Origin of the sequence: Nocardioides pinisoli (assembly GCF_024199985.1) — a bacterium.
Taxonomy (GTDB): domain Bacteria; phylum Actinomycetota; class Actinomycetes; order Propionibacteriales; family Nocardioidaceae; genus Nocardioides; species Nocardioides pinisoli.
In genome coordinates this window covers 319,207-341,113 of sequence record NZ_JANARS010000004.1, presented here as the reverse complement: position 1 = coordinate 341,113, position 21,907 = coordinate 319,207, and the positions used below count along the sequence as shown (strand labels likewise).

At 72.6% G+C, this 21,907-nt stretch carries 18 protein-coding genes; 11 read left to right on the top strand and 7 right to left on the bottom strand.

Features of this window, described 5'->3' with window-relative positions; all coding sequences use genetic code 11:
• Positions 1 to 64: 64 nt before the first annotated feature.
• Complete coding sequence (locus NCI01_RS11095) at positions 65 to 727, top strand: hypothetical protein (RefSeq protein WP_254181540.1); 663 nt, start codon at positions 65 to 67, stop codon at positions 725 to 727.
• Between the two features lie 54 nt (positions 728 to 781).
• Complete coding sequence (locus NCI01_RS11090; protein WP_254181539.1) at positions 782 to 4,096, top strand: ATP-binding protein; 3,315 nt, start codon at positions 782 to 784, stop codon at positions 4,094 to 4,096.
• A 7-nt stretch (positions 4,097 to 4,103) separates the two neighbouring features.
• On the opposite strand, the gene NCI01_RS11085 is transcribed toward NCI01_RS11090, so the two are convergent.
• Positions 4,104 to 4,775 (bottom strand): hemerythrin domain-containing protein, encoded by a 672-nt coding sequence (locus tag NCI01_RS11085; protein ID WP_254181538.1) that lies wholly within the window; start codon positions 4,773 to 4,775, stop codon positions 4,104 to 4,106.
• Positions 4,776 to 4,926: 151 nt separating this feature from the next.
• Here NCI01_RS11085 and secA point away from each other — a divergent pair, with 151 nt between their 5' ends.
• Positions 4,927 to 7,767, top strand: a complete 2,841-nt coding sequence (gene secA, locus NCI01_RS11080) for a preprotein translocase subunit SecA (protein ID WP_254181537.1) — start codon at positions 4,927 to 4,929, stop codon at positions 7,765 to 7,767.
• Between the two features lie 34 nt (positions 7,768 to 7,801).
• On the opposite strand, the gene NCI01_RS11075 is transcribed toward secA, so the two are convergent.
• Both NCI01_RS11075 and NCI01_RS11070 read right to left on the bottom strand, forming a co-directional pair.
• Positions 7,802 to 8,320, bottom strand: coding sequence for an Rv3235 family protein (locus tag NCI01_RS11075; RefSeq protein WP_254181536.1), 519 nt, complete (start codon positions 8,318 to 8,320; stop codon positions 7,802 to 7,804).
• The gene (locus NCI01_RS11070; protein ID WP_254181535.1) at positions 8,317 to 9,003 is read right to left on the bottom strand and encodes a LysM peptidoglycan-binding domain-containing protein; all 687 of its coding nucleotides are present in this window, start codon (positions 9,001 to 9,003) and stop codon (positions 8,317 to 8,319) included. The genes NCI01_RS11075 and NCI01_RS11070 overlap by 4 nt, the downstream gene beginning before the upstream one ends.
• A 143-nt stretch (positions 9,004 to 9,146) precedes the next feature.
• Here NCI01_RS11070 and NCI01_RS11065 point away from each other — a divergent pair, with 143 nt between their 5' ends.
• Positions 9,147 to 10,190: a hypothetical protein gene (locus tag NCI01_RS11065; RefSeq protein ID WP_254181534.1), complete on the top strand. Its 1,044-nt coding sequence runs from the start codon at positions 9,147 to 9,149 to the stop codon at positions 10,188 to 10,190.
• A gap of 9 nt (positions 10,191 to 10,199) precedes the next feature.
• Entirely contained in the window at positions 10,200 to 10,736 is a 537-nt protein-coding gene (locus NCI01_RS11060; RefSeq protein WP_254181533.1) for a hypothetical protein, read from the top strand.
• Positions 10,737 to 10,741: 5 nt separating this feature from the next.
• Here the strand turns inward: NCI01_RS11060 and NCI01_RS11055 are convergent, their stop codons facing one another.
• Genes NCI01_RS11055 through NCI01_RS11040 form a run of 4 tightly spaced genes read right to left on the bottom strand, consistent with a single transcriptional unit; the run spans position 10,742 to position 14,099 of the window.
• The gene (locus NCI01_RS11055) at positions 10,742 to 11,071 is read right to left on the bottom strand and encodes a sec-independent translocase (RefSeq protein ID WP_254181532.1); all 330 of its coding nucleotides are present in this window, start codon (positions 11,069 to 11,071) and stop codon (positions 10,742 to 10,744) included.
• Positions 11,072 to 11,114: 43 nt separating this feature from the next.
• A complete protein-coding gene (locus tag NCI01_RS11050) occupies positions 11,115 to 12,275 on the bottom strand; it encodes an Mrp/NBP35 family ATP-binding protein (RefSeq protein ID WP_254181531.1) in 1,161 nt (386 codons plus the stop codon).
• A gap of 31 nt (positions 12,276 to 12,306) precedes the next feature.
• Entirely contained in the window at positions 12,307 to 12,819 is a 513-nt protein-coding gene (locus NCI01_RS11045; RefSeq protein WP_254181530.1) for a DUF1003 domain-containing protein, read from the bottom strand.
• Complete coding sequence (locus tag NCI01_RS11040; RefSeq protein ID WP_254181529.1) at positions 12,816 to 14,099, bottom strand: magnesium transporter MgtE N-terminal domain-containing protein; 1,284 nt, start codon at positions 14,097 to 14,099, stop codon at positions 12,816 to 12,818. The genes NCI01_RS11045 and NCI01_RS11040 overlap by 4 nt, the downstream gene beginning before the upstream one ends.
• A gap of 193 nt (positions 14,100 to 14,292) precedes the next feature.
• Between NCI01_RS11040 and NCI01_RS11035 the strand changes: the two genes are divergently transcribed.
• The 6 genes from NCI01_RS11035 (at position 14,293) to NCI01_RS11010 (ending at position 21,898) form a co-directional block, all read left to right on the top strand.
• The gene (locus NCI01_RS11035; RefSeq protein ID WP_254181528.1) at positions 14,293 to 16,206 is read left to right on the top strand and encodes an endonuclease/exonuclease/phosphatase family protein; all 1,914 of its coding nucleotides are present in this window, start codon (positions 14,293 to 14,295) and stop codon (positions 16,204 to 16,206) included.
• Positions 16,207 to 16,323: 117 nt separating this feature from the next.
• The gene (locus tag NCI01_RS11030) at positions 16,324 to 17,514 is read left to right on the top strand and encodes an endonuclease/exonuclease/phosphatase family protein (RefSeq protein ID WP_254181527.1); all 1,191 of its coding nucleotides are present in this window, start codon (positions 16,324 to 16,326) and stop codon (positions 17,512 to 17,514) included.
• Between the two features lie 41 nt (positions 17,515 to 17,555).
• The gene (locus tag NCI01_RS11025) at positions 17,556 to 19,121 is read left to right on the top strand and encodes a LicD family protein (RefSeq protein ID WP_254181526.1); all 1,566 of its coding nucleotides are present in this window, start codon (positions 17,556 to 17,558) and stop codon (positions 19,119 to 19,121) included.
• Between the two features lie 13 nt (positions 19,122 to 19,134).
• Positions 19,135 to 19,362, top strand: coding sequence for a DUF6752 domain-containing protein (locus NCI01_RS11020; protein WP_254181525.1), 228 nt, complete (start codon positions 19,135 to 19,137; stop codon positions 19,360 to 19,362).
• Positions 19,363 to 19,397: 35 nt separating this feature from the next.
• Complete coding sequence (locus NCI01_RS11015; protein WP_254181524.1) at positions 19,398 to 20,423, top strand: hypothetical protein; 1,026 nt, start codon at positions 19,398 to 19,400, stop codon at positions 20,421 to 20,423.
• 32 nt (positions 20,424 to 20,455) lie between these two features.
• Complete coding sequence (locus tag NCI01_RS11010) at positions 20,456 to 21,898, top strand: phospholipase D-like domain-containing protein (protein ID WP_254181523.1); 1,443 nt, start codon at positions 20,456 to 20,458, stop codon at positions 21,896 to 21,898.
• Positions 21,899 to 21,907 lie beyond the last annotated feature (9 nt).

Below are 21,907 nucleotides of genomic sequence, written 5' to 3'. Positions count from 1 at the left end.
GTCAAGCGTCCTGCAAGCCCCGGCCGCGACGGTGGTGCGACCACCGACTCGAAAGGTCCATCACATGTCACTGCTCCGCACCCACGGCTGGCGCTTCCTACTCGTGGCCTCCGGCGTCCTCCTGGCCGCCGGCGGCCCCATGCACCCCGCCGCCGACGGCTCCGACACGCTGCGCCAGGAGCTGGCCACCATGACCGCCGACGAGAGCTGGGTCCCCGGGCACTCGCTCGTCGCGGCCAGCACCGTGCTGCTCGCGCTCGGCCTGTGGGCGGCGGTCCGCTCGCGCGCCTGGCCCGCCAGCGTCCAGCGCACCCTGACGATCGTCGCAGCGATCGTGTCGGTCTACGTCGTCGAGACCGTCTTCCACCTCGCTGCCGTCGTCGACTCCGAGGAGCTCGCGCACGGCCACGCCGCACCCGTCGCGATGACCCACATCGGCCTGGCGACCGTGCTCTACCCGATCACCGGCTGGGCCATTGTGTTCCTCGCCTGGTCCTTCGGGCGCGTGTGGACCGGCTGGCGCCGGGGCATCGCCCTCGTCGGCGTCGTGGCCGGTCTCGCCCACGCGTTCTCCGTGCCGCTCACGCTGCTGTTCCCGCGGGCGGAGCTCAGCCCGGTCTTCGCCCTCGCGGGGATCGCGCTGGCGCTGTTCTCTCTGGCCACCGGGTTGGGCGGCGCGCCGCAGCGACGGACGGCGGCGACCCCGCAGCCCGCGCTGGTGGGCTAGAACTACCCCGATTTTCGGGGGACCCGGACCAGCCGCGCCGCCTAGATTGGGCGCGTGCTGGTCCGGGTGCTGGGCGACCTCGAGGTCGAGGTCGGAGGGGAGGTCGCCGACCTCGGTGGGCCGAAGCCGCGCGCCCTCCTCGCCCTGCTGGTCGCGGCGGCCGGACGTCCGGTCCCCGTCGAGCAGCTCATCGACCAGATGTGGGGCGAGTCCCCACCGGCGCGCGTCGAGGCGTCCCTGCAGTCCTACGTCGCCCGCCTGCGACGTGCCCTGGAGCCCGGCCGCCGGCCCGGGGCTCCGGCCGGCCGCCTGCGCACGCACCCGGCCGGCTACTCCCTGGACGTCCCCGCCGACGCCGTCGACGCCCGGCGCTTCGCGCGCCTGCTGCGCGAGGCCCGCGCAGGGGACGAGGCGCACGAGGAGCAGCTGCTCACCGACGCGCTCGAGCTGTGGCGGGGGGACCCCTACGCCGGTGCGGACAGTCCCAGCCTCCGCGCCGAGGCCACCCGGCTGGATGAGCTGCGGCTCGCCTCCGTCGCCCGGCTGTGGGAGCTTCGGCTCGCCCGCGGGGAGCACGCCGAGGCCGTGGCCCACCTCGAGCACCTGGTAGGCCTCCACCCTCTGCAGGAGCGCCTGTGGTGGCTGCTGACGCTGGCGCTCTACCGCTCGCACCGCCAGGGAGACGCCCTCGCTGCCCTCCGCCGGGCGCGCGAGCACCTCGCCGACGAGCTCGGCGTCGACCCGGGGCCGGAGCTGAGACGGCTCGAGGAGCAGGTGCTGCGCCAGGACGAGGCGCTCGACGCGCCGGGCGGCACGGCTGCTCCCGCGCGGGCGCCGGTCACGAGCCGTGTGCCGGAGCCCGTCGCGCCCGCTCCGGCCGCCGACCCGGACCCGCTCGTCGGGCGCACGGAGGCCGTGGACGCGGCCACCCGCGCCCTCGACGGCGCGACCGAGGGGCGTGGACGCGTGGTCGTCGTCAGCGGCGAGCCCGGGATCGGCAAGACCCGGCTCGCCGACACGGTCGCCCGGCTCGCCGCCGCCCGCGGGTTCCGCGTGGGGCGCGGCGGCTGGGACGCCGAGGGGTCACCGCCGCTCCACGCGTGGTCGCGAGCCCTCGAGCAGGCTGTGGGGCGCGACGTGCTCGGCACCGACGCCGACGACGTCGGCGACGCGGCGTCGGTGAGCTTCCGCCAGGCCGACGCGGTCCTGGCGGCCGTCGCGGGCGACCTGCCGACACTGCTGGTGCTCGACGACCTGCACTGGGCCGACGCGGAGAGCCTGCGCCTGCTGCGCCGGATGGCGGGCGGGCTCGCCGGGACGCCTGCGGTCCTGCTGGTCACCTCCCGGGTCGCCCCGGCCGAGATCGGTGACGCCCTCGCCGACGCGATGGGCGTGATCGCGCGCCTCGACCCGGTGCGGATCGACCTGGGCGGCCTCGACGCCGCGGCCGTCGCCGACTGGGCGAGCCGCCGCTCGGGGCGTCACGTCGCGCTCGACGTGGCGACCGCGCTGGTCGGGCGCACCGACGGCAACCCCTTCTACCTCACCGAGCTGGTCCGCTTCCTGGTCGGCGAGGGCGCGCTCGGCGACCCCGCCGCGCCCGCCTGGAGCCGCGTGCCGGGCGGGGTGCGCGACGTCGTACGCCAGCGGTCACGCCAGCTGCCCGACGCGGCGGTCGAGGTGCTGAGGGCTGCCGCGGTGGCGGGCAGGGTGTTCGACGTCGCGGTGCTCGACGTGCTGACCGGCGACCCGGCCGCCGTCGCCGACGCGGTCGAGGGCGCGCAGGTCCTCGGTCTCGTCGACGAGGAGGGACCGGGGCGCTACCGCTTCACGCACGCGCTCGTGCGCGACGCGCTCCAGGAGGCCCTGCCGTCACCCACGCGCGCCCGGCTGCACGCGCGCGTCGCCGCGGCCCTCGAGGAGGTCTGGGCCGGGCGGGTCGGCGAGGTGGCCGCCGACCTCGCCGAGCACTACCGGCTGGCCGGTCCGGCGCACGCGCGCTCCGGGTGGGTCCTGGCGCGGCGCGCGGCGGCGGAGGCGTCGTCGGCGGCCGCCTACGACGAGGCCCTGCGCCTGGCCACCCTCGCCGAGGAGCTCCAGGCACTCGACGCGACCACCGACGACCGCGAGCGCGAGGACGTGCTGGTCGCCGTGGCCCGGGCCCTGACCCGGGTGGGCCGGCCCGTCGATGCGTGGTCACCGGCGGAGCGCGCGGCACGCTCCGCCCTCGGCCGTGGGGACCGGGACGCGGCCGTCGCCGCCCTGCTCACCGTCACCGAGGGCATGGTGTGGGGCTGGCGCGCCCACCCGGACTACGACGACGAGGCCATCGAGCTCTGGGGACGGGTGCGCGAGATGTTCTCCGCGGACGACCCGGCCGAGGCCGGCACGTGGGGGGTGCTGACGGCGGCGATGGCCGCCGAGCACCTCAACCGGCCGGGGAGCAGCGAGGTGTCGACCCGGCTCTCCGACGAGGCGGTGGCCGTCGTCCATCGATCGTCGGACCGGGGCAGGCGCGAGCTGCTCACCCTCCGCCTGGCCCAGGTCGCGCTCCTGCGACCCGACCTGCTGCACCACCGGATGCCCCTCTCGGACGAGATCGTCGACCTCGCCGCACGGGTCGGAGCGCCGCACGACCTCGCCGGCGCGCTGACCGCCCGCGCGCAGGACCGCGGGGAGCTCGGCCGCCTCGACGCCGCGCACTCCGACGTGGTCCGGGCGCACGAGCTCGCCGAGCGCCACCACCTCGGCCAGAACCTCGCGGTCAGCGGCTGGTGCCTGGCGCTCCGGCTCGCGCTCGAGGGACGGCTCGAGGAGTCGGAGCGCGCCATCGAGGACAACGAGGCGTTCCAGGCGACCCTGGCCATGTCCGGCTATGGCATCGGGCTGTGCCAGCTCTCGCTCGTGCGTGACGTGCAGGGGCGGCTGGCCGAGATGGAGCCGGTGCTCGGGGAGGTGCGCCACTTCCATCCCGGGCTGCGGGAGGTGCACGCGCTGGCGATGGTGCGCAGCGGCCGCCACGACGACCTGCGGCTGCTGCTGGGGGAGTGGCGCGACCAGCCGCCGCTGCTGCCGGACTACCTCTGGCTGATGCTCACCGCCGTGCGCGCCGAGGTGTGGGCGGCCCTGGGCGACGCCGACGCCGCCCGCGACCTCGCGGCCGCGCTGACGCCGTACGCCGAGCGGCTCGCGATCTCGGTGCCGGTGGGCTTCCGGGGGAGCGTCCACCACTCACTGGGACTGCTGGCCGCCGCCACCGGCGACGTCGCCGCGGCGCGTGAGCACCTGCACGCCGCGCGCGACGTGCACGAGCACCTCGGCCTGGCGCTCTGGGCGGACCGCTCCGCCGCCGAGCTGGCCCGCCTCTGACGCGGGGTCACGGGGTGGCGGTGCCGTGGACCGCGAGCGCGTGCCGCCGGAAGGCACGTCGCGCGAGCCGGGGGAGGAGCCAGCGGACCGGCGCGGGCGCGTCCCCGAGCATCTGGGCGAAGACCTCGGGGTCGCCGTCGTGCTGGAACATGCCGAGCGCGAGCATGCCCTCCTCGCGCGGTGCCTCGCGCCGGGCCACCTCGCCCATGTGGTCCCACTCGGCCTGGGTCATGCAGCGCGCCGCGATCGGCAGCAGCCGCTCCTCCTCGGCGTCGAGGTGCTCGGCCAGGTGCACGTAGAGGGTGTCGAACAGGTCGGCGAGGCGGTTCGCCGTGACGGCGTCGGCGTCGCGGACCCACCCGGGCAGGAGGGCGCCGATCTCACCGATGAGGCCGTCGACACGCTGGTGCTGCGACTCCATCAGGTGCACGATCGGTGCCAGCTCGTCGGGCACCCGCTCGAGCAGCAGGGGCCACAGCACCCGGTCCTCGATCGTGTGGTGGTGGTGCAGGGCGCGCAGGAGGAAGTCGAGGTGCGCGCCGACCACCTTCGCCCGGGCGGTGTCGCCGTCGGCCACTCCGCGCAGGAGCCCGCCGGCGAGCCGGTGCTCGCGCCGGAAGAAGGTGTGCAGCGTGTTCATCACGCGCGTGTCGGTCACGTCAGGGGTGGTGGTGCTCACGGAGGCTCCTGGAGGTGGGCGCCCGGCAGGTCCCGGGCTGTCGGCACCCACCGTGGGCCGCGTCGCTTGCAGTCCGCTTGAGCGCCGGTTGCAGCCCCCGGGGCGGCTCCGAATCCCGCGAGGCTGGGTTCGCTGGGTACAGTTACCACTCGTGCCTGCCATCATCGACAAGCTCCTCCGCATCGGCGAGGGCAAGATCCTCCGTGAGCTCGAAGCCGTGTCCAAGGCCGTCAACGCCATCGAGGACGACTTCGTCAAGATGACCGACGACGAGCTCCGCGGCATGACCGACGAGTTCCGCGAGCGGCTCGCCAACGGCGAGACCCTCGACGACGTCATGCCGGAGGCCTTCGCCACCGTGCGCGAGGCGAGCAAGCGCGTGCTCGGCATGCGCCCCTTCGACGTGCAGGTGATGGGCGCGGCGGCCCTCCACCTCGGCAACATCGCGGAGATGAAGACCGGTGAGGGCAAGACCCTCGTCGCCGTCCTGCCGTCCTACCTCAACGCGCTCGAGGGCAAGGGCGTCCACGTCGTCACGGTCAACGACTACCTCGCCAAGTTCCAGTCCGAGCAGATGGGCCGCGTCCACCACTTCCTCGGCCTGACCACCGGCGTGATCCTGCCGTCGATGCGCCCGGCCGAGCGGCGCGAGGCCTACGCGTGCGACATCACCTACGGCACCAACAACGAGCTCGGCTTCGACTACCTCCGCGACAACATGGCGGACTCGGTCGCGGAGTGCGTCCAGCGCGGCCACAACTTCGCGATCGTCGACGAGGTCGACTCGATCCTCATCGACGAGGCGCGCACGCCGCTCATCATCAGCGGCCCGACCCAGGACGAGGTCAAGTGGTATGCCGAGTTCTCCAAGGTGGCGCGCTCGATGGTGCGCGACACCGACTACGAGGTCGACGAGAAGAAGCGCACCATCTCGGTGCTCGAGCCCGGCATCACCAAGGTCGAGGACCACCTGGGCATCGACAACCTCTACGACTCGGTCAACACCCCCCTCATCTCCTTCCTCAACAACTCCATCAAGGCCAAGGAGCTGTTCCGCAAGGACAAGGAGTACGTCGTCATGGACGGCGAGGTGCTCATCGTCGACGAGCACACCGGCCGCATCCTGGCCGGACGCCGCTACAACGACGGCCTGCACCAGGCCATCGAGGCCAAGGAGGGCGTGACCGTCCGCGAGGAGTACCAGACCCTCGCCACGATCACCCTGCAGAACTACTTCCGCCTCTACGACAAGCTGTCCGGCATGACCGGCACGGCGATGACCGAGGCCTCGGAGTTCGACAAGATCTACAAGCTCGGCGTGGTCCCGATCCCCACCAACCGCCCGATGCAGCGCGTCGACAACGTCGACCTGGTCTACCGGACGGAGGAGGCCAAGTACGAGGCCGTCGCCGACGACATCGCCGAGCGGCACGAGAAGGGCCAGCCGATCCTCATCGGCACCGTGTCGGTCGAGAAGTCGGAGTACCTCTCCAACCTGCTCAAGAAGCGCGGCATCCCGCACACCGTCCTCAACGCCAAGCAGCACGCCGACGAGGCCAAGGTCGTCGCGCTCGCCGGTCACAAGGGCGCCGTCACCGTCGCCACCAACATGGCCGGTCGAGGCACCGACATCATGCTCGGCGGCTCCGTCGACTTCCTCGCCGACCAGGAGCTGCGCAAGCAGGGCCTGGACCCGGTCGAGTCACCGGAGGACTACGACGCCGCCTGGCCCGCGATGGTCGAGCGGATCAAGGCGCAGGTCGCCGCCGAGCACGACGAGGTGAGGGAGCTCGGCGGCCTCTACGTCGTCGGCACCGAGCGCCACGAGTCGCGCCGCATCGACAACCAGCTCCGCGGTCGCTCGGGGCGTCAGGGCGACCCGGGTGAGTCCCGGTTCTACCTGTCGCTGCAGGACGAGATGATGCGGCTGTTCAAGTCCGAGTGGGTCGACCGGATCCTCACCGTCCTCAAGGTGCCCGACGACGTGCCGATCGACGCCAAGCGCGTCAGCAACGCCATCGCCGGCGCCCAGGCCAACATCGAGTCGCAGAACTTCGAGTCGCGCAAGAACGTCCTCAAGTACGACGACGTGATGAGCCGCCAGCGCGAGGTCATCTACGCCGAGCGCCGCCGGGTGCTCGAGGGCGCCGACCTCGGCGACCAGATCCGCGGCTTCCTCGACGACGTGATCGCGGGCTACGTCCGCGGCGCGACCGAGGGCTACGCGGAGGACTGGGACCTCGACGCCCTGTTCACCGCCCTCAACCAGCTCTACCCGGTCGGCCTGACCAAGGACGGCGTGGTCAAGGAGGCCGGTGGGGTCGAGGGGCTCAGCCGCGAGAAGCTGATCGAAGACCTGCAGAAGGACGTGCAGGCGGCCTACGACCGTCGCGAGGACGAGATCGGCGAGGAGGTCCAGCGCGAGCTGGAGCGTCGCGTCGTGCTCTCGGTGCTCGACCGCAAGTGGCGCGAGCACCTCTACGAGATGGACTACCTCCGCGAGGGCATCTACCTCCGTGCCTACTCCCAGCGCGACCCGCTCGTGGAGTACCAGCGCGAGGGCTTCGACATGTTCGCCGCGATGATGGACGGCATCAAGGAGGAGTCGGTCGGCTTCCTGTTCAACCTCCAGGTGGAGGTCGAGGAGGAGGAGGACGACGACACGTCCGACGAGTCGGTCCTCGCAGGCGCGCCGCAGGCCGCGCCGCAGGTGTCGGCCGCCACGCCGCAGATCGACTTCGCGCAGGCCCAGTCCCACGCGCCCACGATCCGGGCCAAGGGCCTCGACAAGCCCAACCGCCCGCAGAACCTGTCCTACAGCGCCCCGTCGGAGGACGGGGACGCCGAGGTCCACGCTGCCCCCGGCGGCGCGGACGACCCGTTCGCGGGCGTCGGTCGCAACTCGCTGTGCCCCTGCGGCTCGGGACAGAAGTTCAAGCGCTGCCACGGTGCCCCGGGTGGCGCCACCGGCCGCGCGACCATGGGCGGCTGAGCGACCCCGGGCCGGGCTCGGCCCGGGTCGGGCGTCAGCCCCACGCGATCGCGACGCACTGCCAGCGGTCGCGCACGACCTCGAACCGCGCGGCGACCGCGCGTGAGCGACGGCCGTAGCGCACGTGCGCGCTCGCCTCGACCGCGTCGCTGCGGATCAGGGCGGTGCGTACGCCGACGACGACCGGCCGCGCCGGGTTGGTTCCCCGGACCCGGCCCGGGGCGAGACCACCGGCGGCGGTGACCGTGCGGGCGCGCCCGGCCAGGGCGTCGAAGACCTCCGGCACGGTGTGGCGGAGCAGCTGGGCGACCGGGCGGTCGCCGGCCGCGATCTCGACCGCCGCCTGCAGGTAGCGCCCGACGAAGGCGTCCACCTGCTCCCGGGAGGCGCGCTCGAGGTCGGCCAGGTCGCTGGCGCGGGTGCTGCGCAGGCGCGGCCGCGGGGGAGCGGTGCGCGGCGTCAGGTCCAGGGCGAGCGCCCCCTGGACGCTGGCCATGCCGGGACGCGGTCGGAGCACGATGACCTCGGCCTCGGCGGTGTCGGGTGTGCTCATCGTGGTTCTCCGTCCTTCTCGGTGTGGGTGGCTGGGTCGGTGGGCGGGTCGGCAGGCAGGCGGAGCGCCTGACCCGGGTGGATCACGTCGGGGTCGTCGCCCACGACGTCACGGTTGTGGCGCCAGATCGCTCGCCACCGCTCGTCGACGCCGACACCCGGCGCCGGGTGGGCCCGGGCGATGGACCACAGCGAGTCGCCCTCGCGGACCACGTGGGTGTCGCCGGTCGTCCGCAGGACAGGAGTGGGCGATACCGGGGTGACGGCCGGGGTGATGGCCGGGGTGGTGGCCGGGGCGACCGCGCGCTCGGGGAGCGGGAGCCCCACGAGCACCTCCGCCCCGTCACCGCCCGAGGCGTGGGCGGGCAGGGCCGCACCGGCGACCACGGCAGCTCCGCACGCGAGCAGCACGAGGCGCCGGGTGGCCCCTCCGGCGCCGCGGGGCACCCGGCCGGCCACGAGCTCGGCGACCGTCACCGAGGTGACCAGCCAGAGCCATCCCAGCGACAGGGCCAGCAAGGTGGCGCAGCCGGCGACGAGCACGTCGGGGACGCGCTCGTGGGCACTGGCGTGCGTCGCCTCGCGCCACGCGGCCGGCACCGACGCGGCGGCGGCCGCCGCGACAGCCGTCACGCCCGCCCAGACGGCGTACGGCCGGCACGCGGTGAGCATCCCCCGAGACATCACACGATCCTTTCGTTTGCGTGTGTTTGCTTCATTCAACGAATGTTCACGCATGCTGTCAACGCGTCATCCACAGAAGTTCGAGGGCCGCGGCAACCGACCGGAGGTCCACGACGTCTCCCGGTGCAAGGGGGACGATGACGATGAGGACGATCACGGAGCGAGCCGCGGTCCGGGCCGCGGCGGCAGGCACGCTGCTGGCTGCGGGGGCCGGGTGCGGGTCGCTGCCGAGCGGCGATGCACCCGCACGTGCGGAGCCGACGGTGCAGGAGACGTCGCAGGGCACCGGTGAGCCCGAGGCGGAGGGCGCGCCGGACACGGACCTTCCCGTGGCGGTGGGCCTCGACCTCTTCGTCGGCGGTGCCCAGGTGCCCGGTCGGTGGTTCACGGCGGAGGGTCGTGGCACGCACTGGGTCGCGCTGCGTGACGACCGCACGTGGTGGTGGGGCTTCGACGACGAGCCCCAGCCCATCGACGGTCGGATCGACCAGTCGGTCGTCATCTCGCCCGGCGGCGGCTACACCGCGCACGTGGAGGCCGAGCCCGGCGACCGGTGGCGGCTGGTGGGGGCTGACACCGAGTTCGCCGGCGAGGGCTTCGGTGCCGTCGACCTCCCGCGCGGACCGATCGACCCGCCTCCCCGGGCGGTGGCGGTGACCGACGACGGACTCGTCGTGGCCGGCGGTCCCGACTTCCAGTGGCTCTGGCGACCCCTGGTCGACAACGCCGTCGTGGACCTCGCCGATACCGCGCCGGGACAGGTGGTCCTGAGGGGGACCGACGCGGGCCTCATCGTCAACGCGGGGACGACCTACGGTCAGACCGACGAGACCAGCGGGGCGCCCTACCTCGCCCGCCTCGCACCGGACGGCACGCTCACCCGGCTGGGCCCGGTGCCGACCCACGACGTGCTCGAGGCCGGGGAGCAGTGGCTCGCCTACGTGCCGCCGGGGTCGATCGGCGGCGAGGCGTGGACGACCACCGACCTGCACGTGCAGCGGCGCGACGGCTCGGGCTCGGACGTCATCGACGCGCCCGACGGGTGGCGGTTCGCTGTCCCGGGGTTCCGCTGGGAGACCGCTGACCAGCTGCTGGCGCAGCTCGTCTCCCCGGACGAGAGCACCCAGGCGTTGGCCCGCTGCCGGCCCGACACGCGGGCCTGCGAGGTCATCCACACGGCTGGCTAGGCTCGGCCCATGTCCTGGGAGCACGACCTGTTCGCGCTGTTCGACGACCTCGAGGGCCAGGCCGCGGCGGCTTGGGAGGCCGACCGGGAGGCCGAGCTCGCGGACCGCGCCCGCACCGAGTACGGCGCCGTCACCCTCGCCAGCCGGCTGATGGCCTCACGCGGGCACGAGGTGTCGCTCGACGTCCCGCACCTGGGACGGGTCGAGGGCCGGCTGGCGCGGGTGGGGGAGGGGTGGTGCCTGCTGAGCGGTGCGGCCCAGGACTGGATCGTCCCGCTACGAGCCGTCACCGCTGTACGGGGAGCGAGCGGGCGCTCGGTGCCCGAGCTCGCCTGGTCGCCGGTCGACCGGCTCGGCCTGCGCGCGGCGCTGCGCCGGCTCGCGGACGCGGAGGCGCGCTGCCTGCTGCACCTGGCCGACGGCACCCGCCACGAGGCGTACGTCGTGCGCGTCGGCGCGGACTTCCTCGAGGTCCGCGACAGCGCCGGCACGACGCTCCTCGTGCCCTATGCCGGGCTCGTCGCCGTGCAGAGCCGCGACGACTGAGGGCGTCAGGTGGCCTCGACGTCGTAGGGCGGGACGTGGCCCTCGGGGAGCACGGACTTCTTGGCGGCCTCGGCCTGCTCGCGGTCGACCTCGGCCATGGCCTCGGTGATGTGCTTGCGCACGATCGAGCGGGGGTCGAGGTCGCGCAGCTGGAGGTCGGAGTACTCCGGGCCGAGCTCGTTGCGCAGCTCGTCGCGCGCGTTGGTGGCGAGCCCCCGGGCCCGGTGGAGCAGCTGGGCCGCCTGACGGGCGAGGTCGGGCAGCTTGTCCGGACCCAGCACGACGACCGCCACGAGGGCGATCACGGCCAGCTCGAGGAGCCCGACGTCGAACATGCCTCAGAACCTACTGCCTGGTCGGAGCGGTCGTCGGACGTGGTCAGAACTTGCTGGACGGGGTGAGCCCGAGCTGCATGCCGGCCAGCCCGCGTCCGCGGCCCGCCAGCGTCTGGGCCACCCGGGTGAGCTCGCGCGCGGCGGGAGCGGTCGGGTCGGCCTCCACGATGGGCTTGCCGACGTCACCGCCCTCGCGCAGCGAGATGTCGAGCGGGATCTGCGCCAGCATCGGGACGTCGTAGCCGAACCGCTCCGACAGGGTCGCCGCGACGCGGGCACCGCCGCCGCTGCCGAAGATCTCCAGGCGGTGGTCGTCCTCCGGCGGGCAGTGCGGGCAGGGGAGGTAGCTCATGTTCTCGACCACGCCGACCACGCGCTGGTGCATCATCGAGGCCATCGTGCCGGCGCGCTCGGCGACCTCGGCGGCCGCCTCCTGCGGGGTCGTGACGACCACGACCTCGGCGCTCGGCAGGTGCTGGCCGAGGGAGATGGCCACGTCGCCGGTGCCCGGGGGCAGGTCGAGCAGCAGCGCGTCGAGGTCGCCCCAGTAGACGTCGGCGAGCATCTGGACGAGGGCCCGGTCGAGCATCGGGCCGCGCCACGCGACCACCTGGTCGCGGCGGGGCTTGAGCATCCCGATGGAGATGACCGAGACGCCGCTCGGCGTGGGCACCGGCATGATGAGGTCGTCGACCTGGGTCGGCCGGGTGTCGGCCACGCCCAGCATCGCCGGCACCGAGTGGCCGTAGATGTCGGCGTCGACGATGCCGACCCTGAGGCCCTGCGAGGCGAGCGAGAGGGCGAGGTTGACCGTGACCGACGACTTGCCGACGCCGCCCTTGCCGCTGGCGATGGCGTAGACCTTGGTGAGCGAGCCGGGCTGGGCGAACGGGATCTCGCGCTGGGCACGCCCGTCGCTGAGGATCTCCTTGAGGCCGGCGCGCTGCTCGGCGGTCATCACGCCGAGGGTGAGGTCGACCGACGCGACGCCGGGGACCTTGGTGACGGCAGCCGTGACCTCGCGGTTGATGGTGTCCTTGAGCGGGCAGCCCGCCACCGTGAGCAGCACGTGGACCGCGACCGAGCCGTCCCCGGCGACCTCGACGGAGTCGACCATCCCCAGGTCCGTGATCGGGCGCTTGATCTCCGGGTCGTTGACGGTCGCGAGGGCGTCCATCACCTGTTGCTGCGTGGGGGTGCTCATGGGGATGAAGTCTACGAGCCACCCCGAGGGCTCACCCGCCCGGCTCGTCCTCGGGCTCCCGGCGCGAGAGGTCCTCGATGTCGCCGAGGAGCCCGCGCAGCTCCGAGCGGAGGAAGTCGCGGGTGGCGACCTCGCCGACCGCCATCCGCAGCGAGGCGACCTCGCGAGCGAGGAACTCCATGTCGGCGTGGGCCCGCGCGTTGGCCTGGCGGTCCTGCTCGGCGACCACCTTGTCGCGCTGCTCCTGGCGGTTCTGCGCGAGCAGGATCAGCGGGGCCGCGTAGGACGCCTGCAGGCTGAGCATGAGGGTCAGGAAGATGAACGGGAACTCGTCGAAGCGCAGGTCACCGGGCGCCAGCACGTTCCAGCAGATCCAGGCCGCGACGAACATCGTCATCCAGAGCAGGAACTTCGCGGTGCCCATGTAGCGGGCGAACGACTCGGCGAAGACGCCGAACGCGTCGGCGTCGACGCTGGGGCGGCGCACGATCGAGCGGCGCGTCTCCCGGGGGGTGTCGAGACGCGCACGACGGCTCTCGCTCATCCGGCCCTCCCGGCGCTGGGCCCGCCGTTGATCCGGCCGGGCCGGGGCGCGTGGTCGCGCCAGCCCTCGGGGAGCATGTGGTCGAGCAGGTCGTCGACCGTGACGGCGCCGAGCAGCCGGCCCTCGTCGTCGACCACGGGCGCCGCGACGAGGTTGTAGGTCGCCAGGTGCGCCGCCACCTGGTCCATCGAGGCGTCCGGGCGCAGCGGGTCCATCGACTCGTCCAGCGCGGCGGCGACCAGGGTGGAGGGGGGCTCGCGCAGGAGGCGCTGGATGTGGGCCGCTCCCAGCAGCCGGCCGGTCGGGGTCTCCAGCGGCTGGCGGCAGACGTAGACGAGTGCCGCGAGGGCGGGCGTGAGCTCGGGGTTGCGCACGTGGGCGAGGGCGTCGGCGATGGTCGCGTCGGGGGAGAGGATCACCGGCTCGGGCGTCATCATCGCGCCGGCGGTGTTGTCCTCGTAGGACATCAGCCGCCGGACGTCCTCGGCCTCCTCGGGCTCCATGAGGCCGAGCAGGGTCGCGGCGGTCTCGGGGTTCAGGTCGGCGATGAGGTCGGCGGCGTCGTCGGCCGACATCTCCTCGAGGATGTCGGCGGCGCGCTCGGAGTCCAGGTGCTCGAGGATCTCGACCTGGTCCTCCTCAGGCAGCTCCTCCAGCACGTCGGCGAGCCGCTCGTCGTCGAGGGCTGCGACGACGGCCGAACGCCGCTCCGGCGGGAGGTCGTGGATCATGTTGGCCGCGTCGGCCGGGCGCATGTCGTTGAGCGCGGCGATCAGGTGGGTGGCCCCCTGGGTCGGCTCGGTGCGGGTGAGGCCGGTGACGTCGCGCCACTCGACCACGTGGGTCTGGCCCTTGCGGCGGAAGCCCTTGCTCGGCTCCTGCACCGCCACGCGCGAGAGCACCCAGTCGCGGTTGCGCGCCTGCTCCATCGCGACGTCGTAGACGACCCCGGTGACGCCGGAGTCCTTGATCGTGACGGTGCGGTCGAGCATCTGGCCCATGACGAGCGTCTCGGTCGAGCGCTGCTCGAAGCGGCGCATGTTGAGCAGGCCGGTCGTATGCACCTGGCCGCTGTCGATCGCGGTGATCCGCGTCATCGGCACGAAGATCCGGCGTCGTCCGAAGACCTCGGCGACCATACCGAGGACGCGCGGCTGGCTCGTCTCGGTGCGGAGCGCGACGACGAGGTCGCGCACCTTGGCCACCTGGTCGCCCTGGGGGTCGAAGATCGGCAGCCCGACGATCCGGGCCACGAAGACGCGGGTCGGGGTGGTGCTCACGGCCGCAACGTTAGCGTGCCGGCGTCTCGCGCGATCCCCCTCCGCGCCGGCGACGTGGTGTACCCTGACGTCGCACGAGTCACTTCTGTCACATCGATCGGGCCCGGGCCGGTACGTGCTGCACGTGCGGTGAGTGGTCACGGTCGGGTCACCTCGACGACGCCACTTCCCCGACATCTGTGAGGCCCCTTCCATGCCCGGCACGAACGCTTCCTCGCGCCCGTCCTCCGTCCGACGCCTCTGCGCCGTCGGCCTGACGCTCGCCACGGCCCTGCTCGTGGCCCCCGCCGCTCCCGACGCCGGCCCGGCGTCCGCCGCCGCGGCAGAGCCCGCGGCCTCGCCCGTCGCGGCCCGCCTGGCCGACACGGCCCAGACGACGCCGGCCACCTCGTTCCGGGTGGGCAACTTCAACGTCCTCGGCGCCGACCACACCGCCCCCGGCGGGAAGCGCAAGGGCTGGGAGTCCGGCACCGTGCGCATGGACCGCGTGGTGAGCCTGCTCCAGCAGAACACCCTCGACGTCGTGGGCTTCCAGGAGTTCCAGCCGCCGCAGGCGGCCCGCTTCGGTGAGCTGATGGGCACCTCGTGGCAGACCTACCCGGGCCTCGACAACCCGGCCGGCCCCTCGGTGAACTCCATCGGGTGGCGCACCGATGTGTGGACGCTCCTCGAGGCGCGCACCATCCCGATCCCCTACTTCGACGGCGTGCCCAGCCGGATGCCGGCCGTGCTCCTGCAGAACGTCGAGACGGGGCGCCGGGTCTGGTTCTTCAACACCCACAACCCCGCCGACGTCCGCGGTCCTGCCCAGTCCTACCGCGACACCGGCTTCGCGATGGAGGTCGCGCTCGCCAACGAGCTGCGCGCCGCCTACCCCGACGCTCCGTTCATCTCGCTCGGCGACAAGAACGAGCGCGGCAGCTACTACTGCAAGGTCGCTCCCGGCTCCGGCATGTGGTCCGCGAGCGGCGGCTACGTCGACGGCAGCACGTGCCAGCCGCCCGCCGGCGGTGCGATCGACTGGATCATGGGCACCCGGGACGTCTTCTTCAACACCTACACGCGGGTGTGGAACGACTTCGTCTCCAAGACCAGCGACCACCCCCTCTACTACGCCAACGCCGTCGTCCCGGCGTCCGCGCCCAACGGCGTGGACCACGTCGTGGTCGTGGCCGTCCCCGGGCTGACCTCGGCCATCGCGGGCGGCTCCAAGGCCCCGGGCGAGGCCACCCGCATGGTCAGCAACGGCGCGTCGACCACCAACGCGCGCACCGTCACCGAGAACACGCAGGCCGACGCCAACCTGATGTCGCTGCTCAGCGGTCGCCGGGTGTTCCCCAAGCGCGGCGGGCACGGCGTCGGCTCCGAGAAGACGCTGCCCTCGACGGTCCACGACTCCGCGGGACAGTACGTCTCCAGCCTCTTCGACCTCGCCCACAACAACTCGGCGCGGACCATGTTCGCCTCGAGCCGCAAGGAGACCCAGCTCATCCTGCGCAGCTGGAACCGCAAGAGCGGTGGCAAGGACCCCTACGGCGTCGACGACGGCACCGCCAAGATCGATCGGTTCAAGATCATGCGCGACGACGCGCGGAGCGTCGGCTGGTGGCGCGAGACGATCGAGCGCAAGCCCGCCGAGCTGAGCGTCATCGAGCTGTCCGGGGTCCTGAAGGCCGGGCTCGACGAGGGGTTCAAGGGTGCGGCCTACGAGAAGGCGGTCCGCAAGGCGTTCCAGAAGGTGGCCGGCATCCGCCGCAGCATCGCCAAGTCGCCGGCGATGAACGGCACGACGCTGCTGATCGTCACCGGCACCGGCGGCGCGCAGAAGTCGCGCGGCTCGTCGCGGACCTGGGCGAAGAGCTACAAGGTGCCGATGTGGATGACCGGTCCGGGCGTCCCGGCCGGGAGCGACCTCTACGCGCTCAACCCGTCCTTCAGCTCGCCCGGCCGGGCGCAGCCGAGCTACTCCGGCGCGCAGCCGATCCGGGTCGGCGACCTGACCAACCTGGTGACGCGCACGCTGGGCGTGCCGCCGGTGCCGGGGTCGTCGATGGACCCGCAGCAGCGGTTCCAGGCCTTCGACCCGCTGCTGGTGCCCGGGTCCTGATCCGGGACGGTTGGTGCGGGGGCGCGGCGCACGGTTAGGCTTGCGCCTCCGGGCCGTCGACGCCGGGCGGGGAGTCGTCCGACGGAGCAGTCGGCTCACCCCTCGCAGAAGGTGGCCGTGAAGCGCAAGGACCCCGAGACCACGAGCGGCCCACGCCGTTCGCGCGTGGAGCTGTGGGCTCCGTTCCTGGTGCTCGCGATCATCGCCGCCGTGGTCTGGGCTTCGTTCTGGTCGGACTCGTCGGTCGACGACGTGGCCAGTGACCGCTCGGACTCCTCGGAGGCCACTGCGGCGTCCGACGCGTCCGACTCGACCTCCCCGCGCGACCAGGGTGGGGACGAGGGCGGCTCCGGACAGACGTCCGGGTCGGCCGGCGCGGAGCCCGAGCACCCGAGGCCGGAGCAGCTCGAGGCGTCCGTACGCCGATTCCGCGCCGCCCAGCGCCGGCTCGCCGCCCGCGTCTCCCGGCAGGTCGAGGTGGTCGAACGACGTACGCAGTCGTTCGAGTTCCAGGTCGCCTCCTACAACGTCCTCGGCGACTCCCACACCGGGCCGGGCGGCAACCGGCCGGGGTGGCCCGACGCCGGCCCGCGCATGGACATGACGATCGGCCAGCTGCGCGCCAACGGCATCGACGTCGTCGGCTTCCAGGAGTTCGAGCAGAGCCAGTACGGCATGTTCACCTCGCGCGCGGGGGAGTACTCGCTCTACCCGGGCATGTCGCTGGGCAACAGGTCCGTCCGCTTCAACATCGCCTGGCGCTCCGACATGTTCCGGCTGGTGGAGGCCCACACCCTTCCCATCCCCTACGCCGGCGGCAACCGCATCGACATGCCGGTGGTCCTGCTGGAGTCGCTCAGCACCGGACGGCGGGCGTGGTTCGCCAACTTCCACAACCCGGCCGACACGCCCAATCTGGGCAACAACGCCCGATGGAGGGCCGAGGCGGCCGCCATGGAGGTCGCGCACCTCACCGAGCTCCACCAGGCCGACGGCACCCCGGTGATCGCCACCGGCGACTACAACGAGCGCGCGGAGATCTTCTGCCGCTTCACCGCCGGCGGTGTGTTCACGGCCGCAGCGGGCGGCAGCTCGGCGGGCGGCTGCTCGCCCCCGGCCGGCATGCAGGTCGACTGGGTCTTCGGCTCCACGGGCGTCGCCTTCGACGGCTACGCCGTCACCGGCACGGGCCAGGCCTCCGACCACAACATGGTGCACACCACCGCCACCCTCACCGAGGGCGTCCTGGAGCCGGAGTCCGGCGACGAGACCGACGGCGAGGCCGACGACCAGGGTGTCGTCGAGTAGGCGATGAAGCCGGGGGCCGCGCCCTCGGTATAGTCCGCCGGGTGAGGTCCCTGAGCCAGCTGCGCCGTCCCGACGCGCTGGAGGTCCTCCGGATCGACGCCGCGGGCCTGCTGGTGGCCGACGCCGACGAGCAGCTGGTCGACGTGGCCTTCGACGGTCGCCGGATCTGGTCCTTCTGGCTGCTGCGCGACGGTCACAGGGGCGACGACGGGATCAGCCTGCAGTGGCCCAAGCCGCTGCGCGCGTTCCTCGACGGCGTCACCGACGTGACCCTCACCGACCCGGGCACCGGCACGGTGCTCTTCTCGCGCACCGTGCAGTTCGGGGAGCGACCCGACCGGATCGCCGTCGTCAACCCCGCCGGGCGTCCGCTGAGCCTCGACAAGTCGCTCAAGCTGGTCGAGACCTTCGACACCCGCGACGCCGCGCAGGTCGAGCCGCTGCTCGACGCCATCGAGGAGGTCCTCGGCGCGCTGCGCCAGGTCGGGCTGGACGCCTTCCTCGCCTACGGCACGGCCCTCGGCGCCATCCGCGACGGCGGGCTCATCGGTCACGACAGCGACGCCGACCTCGGCTACGTCAGCACCTACGACCACCCGGTCGACGTGATCCGCGAGTCCTTCCGGATCCAGCGTGCGCTCACCGACATGGGCTACCGCGTCACGCGCTACAGCGCGATCGCGCTGAAGGTCCACGTCCTCGAGAGCGACGGCCTCGACCGCGGGCTCGACGTGTTCGGCGGGTTCATGCGCGCGGGCAAGCTCTACCTCATGGGCGAGATCGCCGTGCCGTTCGAGCGCGAGTGGATCTACCCCCTCGGGACCGCGTCCCTGGAGGGCCGCGAGTTCCCCGTGCCGGCCGACGCCGACAGGTTCCTCACCGCCACCTACGGGCCCCAGTGGCGGGTGCCCGACCCGGCCTACAAGTTCACCACCCCGGCCAGCACCATCGAGCTCTTCAACGGCTGGTTCCGCGGCATGCGCACCGGTCGTGCCGGCTGGTACGCCTACCACAAGCGCACCGCACACCACGCCGCGTCGGTCTCGGCCGTCGCCGAGGCGGTGGCCGAGCGCCACCCCGACCTCGCGACGTACGTCGACATCGGCTGCGGACGCGGCACCGACGTCGTCTGGTTCGCCGACCGCGGCGTCACGGCGATCGGGCTCGACTTCCAGCCCTTCGCGTACGACGCCGAGGCGGAGCGTCGCGCCGACGACCCGCGGGTGACCTTCCAGCTCTTCAACCTCCTCGAGCTGCGCCACGTGCTCGCCGTGCCCGCCTGGATCGCCCGCATGCCCGGCCCCCGCGCCGTCGGTTGCGTCCACGTCGTCGAGCGCCTCGGGCGCCGGGGTCGCCTCAACATGCTGCGCTCGGCCCGCATGGTGCTGGCCGGCACCACCGGAACCCTGCACCTGCAGTTCCTCAGCGAGAAGGGGCGCGACGGCTACGCTCGCCGCACCGGCGCCCGGCAGCCGCTCGACCCGGCGGTCGTCGTGGCCGAGGTGGAGGAGTCCGGCGGCCGGATCCTGGAGCAGGTCCGCGAGCACGTGTCGGACTCGCCCGGCAGCTCGCAGGTGTGCCGCATGATCATCGACTGGAACGCGTGAGGTGGGAGCAGACATGTTCGGACTGGGCAATCGGAGGGGGAACCGCTCCGCCCCCGAGGTGGGTGGCGACCTCGAGCGGCGCGTCGCCGCGCTGGAGGAGGCCGTCCGGGAGAACCGCGCCCTCAACGTGCGTCTGGCCGAGCTCACCGACGTCGTGACGGAGCTGCTGCTGCCGGTGGCCGCGCGCGACGAGGAGAAGCTGGAGGAGCTGCTCGGGAAGTACCGGGAGGACTTCTCTTGAGCCCTGGTCCTGGTGACCAGGGCAGGCCACGCCGGGTGTTCCTCCACATCGGGCTGCCCAAGACCGGCACGACCTACCTCCAGCAGGTCGTCTGGGCCAACCGCGACCGGCTGCGGTCGGCAGGGTTGCTCCTGCCGGGGTTCGGCCACCGCGAGCACCTCTGGGCGGCCCTCGACCTCCAGGAGCGGCCCCGGCTGGCCCGGCGCCACCCGGACGCCCCCGGGGCCTGGCAGCGGCTCGTCGACCAGGCCGCCAGGCACCCCGGCGACGTGCTCGTCACCCACGAGTTCCTCTGCGGCGCCAGCGCCGAGCAGGCCTCCCGGGCGATCGCCGCCTTCACCGACGCTGAGGTGCACCTCGTCGTCACCGCCCGTGACGCCGCGAGCGTCGTCTCGGCCGGCTGGCAGGAGTCGGTCAAGAACGGCAGCACCGTCGACCTCGACGCGGTCATGGCGGGCAAGCCCGCCGGCGGCCCCGAGTTCAGCATGCGCACCTGGGACCTGGCCGGGGTGCTCGAGCGCTGGACGCCCGACCTCCCGGCCGACCGGGTGCACGTCCTGGTGATGCCGGGTGCCGGTCAGCCGCGCGACCTGCACTGGCGGCACTTCGCCGAGGTCCTCGGGATCGACCCCGACGCCTACGACGCCCCGGTCGACGCGGTCAACCCCGCCCTCGGGATCGTGCAGATCGAGACCCTGCGGCTGGTCAACAAGCACCTGCCGCCCTACTCGGCCCAGGAGCGCGGCGTGTGGATCCGCGGCTACCTCGCCGAGGACCTGCTGGCGCGGCAGCCGCGCGAGCGCGGGGGACTGCCCGAGCGCCACCTCGCCCGCTTCGCCGAGCTCGACCGGTCAGCCACGGCGCTGATCGCCGACCGGGGCTTCCACGTCCTCGGCGAGCTCTCGGCGCTCACCGCCGACGGCGGCGGGGCCACGGGTCGCGAGCCCGACACGGTCACCGCGGACGAACTTCTCGAATCGGCGTCACGTCTGGTCGCTGATATCGTGGCCGACGTCCGCGCGTGCACAGGTGATGTGCCGCCACGTCGGGGGAATCTCTGATCCGGGCGCCTCGGTGCCACGTAGGAGTCTTTGTGCGTTCCAAGTTCGTTGCCCTTCTCGCCGCCTGCGGGCTGCTGGCCTCGCTGGCCGCGTCCACCTCGGGAGCCACTGCGGCCCCGTCCGCGCCGACCGCCGGGTCCGCCGCCGCGTCCACGACGCTGACGGCGTCCGCCGCGCGCAAGCCCGGCAAGCCCAACAAGAAGTGGAAGGTCCCCACCGGGGCCAAGTTCAACAACCCAATGGTGGAGAAGGACCGCTACGTCATCGAGCGCCACGTGCTGCGTGCCATCCGCAACACGCCCAAGGGCGAGAAGATCACCATCTCCGCCTACTCGCTGGACCGCCAGGTCTTCGCCGACGAGCTGATCCGCGCCAAGAACCGCGGTGTCAAGGTTCGGGTCCTCCTCAACGACCACCTCGTGCCCGGTGCCCAGGTGCGCATCCAGCGCGTGCTCGGCCACAACACGAAGAAGAAGAACTTCCTCAAGCGCTGCACGTCCGGCTGCCGGGCCGACGAGAACGAGTACAACAACCTGCACAGCAAGTTCTACCTGTTCAGCCGCACCGGCAAGAACCGCAACGTCGTCATGCTCGGCTCCTACAACATGACGCTCAACGCCGTGCGCTGGCAGTGGAACGACCTGTGGACCACGGTCGGCAAGAAGACGCTCTACGACCAGTTCATCGCCCTCTTCAACGACATGCGTCCCGACTGGGACAAGCGCCGTGCGACCTACGCCTTCTGCGAGGCGGGCCTCACCTGCCCCTCGGGCGACCAGCACAAGTACTACAACATCGTCTTCCCGCGCTACACGACGCCGACCAACGACGCCGTCATCGACATCCTCAACAACGTCCAGTGCGTCTACACCGACGCGGCGGGCGCGCAGCGTCGTACGCAGCTCGCGCTGTCGATGCACTCCATGCGCGGCAAGCGGGGCAACTACATCGCCGACAAGCTGCGCGACCTCTACGCGCAGGGCTGCAACCTGCGGGTCAACTACGGCCTGATGGGCTACCACACCAAGCAGCACATCGGTGCGCCCACTGCGCGCGGTCGCGTGCCGCTGCGGTCCACCGGGTTCAACCTGGCCGAGGACGTGCCGACCGGTGACCCCGAGATCGACAACATGCCGGAGAACATCGAGCGCTACACGCACCACAAGTACTTCGTGCTGAAGGGCTCCTACAAGGGCAACGTCGACAGCCACATGGTGTGGACCGGCTCGACCAACTGGTCCAGCCTCGGCACCCCGCAGGACGAGATCCTGTTCAGCATGCACGGGCGCGGCAACGTCCGCGACTACATGAAGAACTTCAACCTCATGTGGCAGAAGCCCTTCAGCCGCGACGCCTACACCACGACGTACTCGTCCTGGAAGATGGTCAACGGCCGCCGCGTCGGTGTCGGCCCGATGGTGACGGTCGAGCCCGACCGCCTCAAGGGTGCCGGACCGACCTGGGAGAACGACTGACCCAGCGGG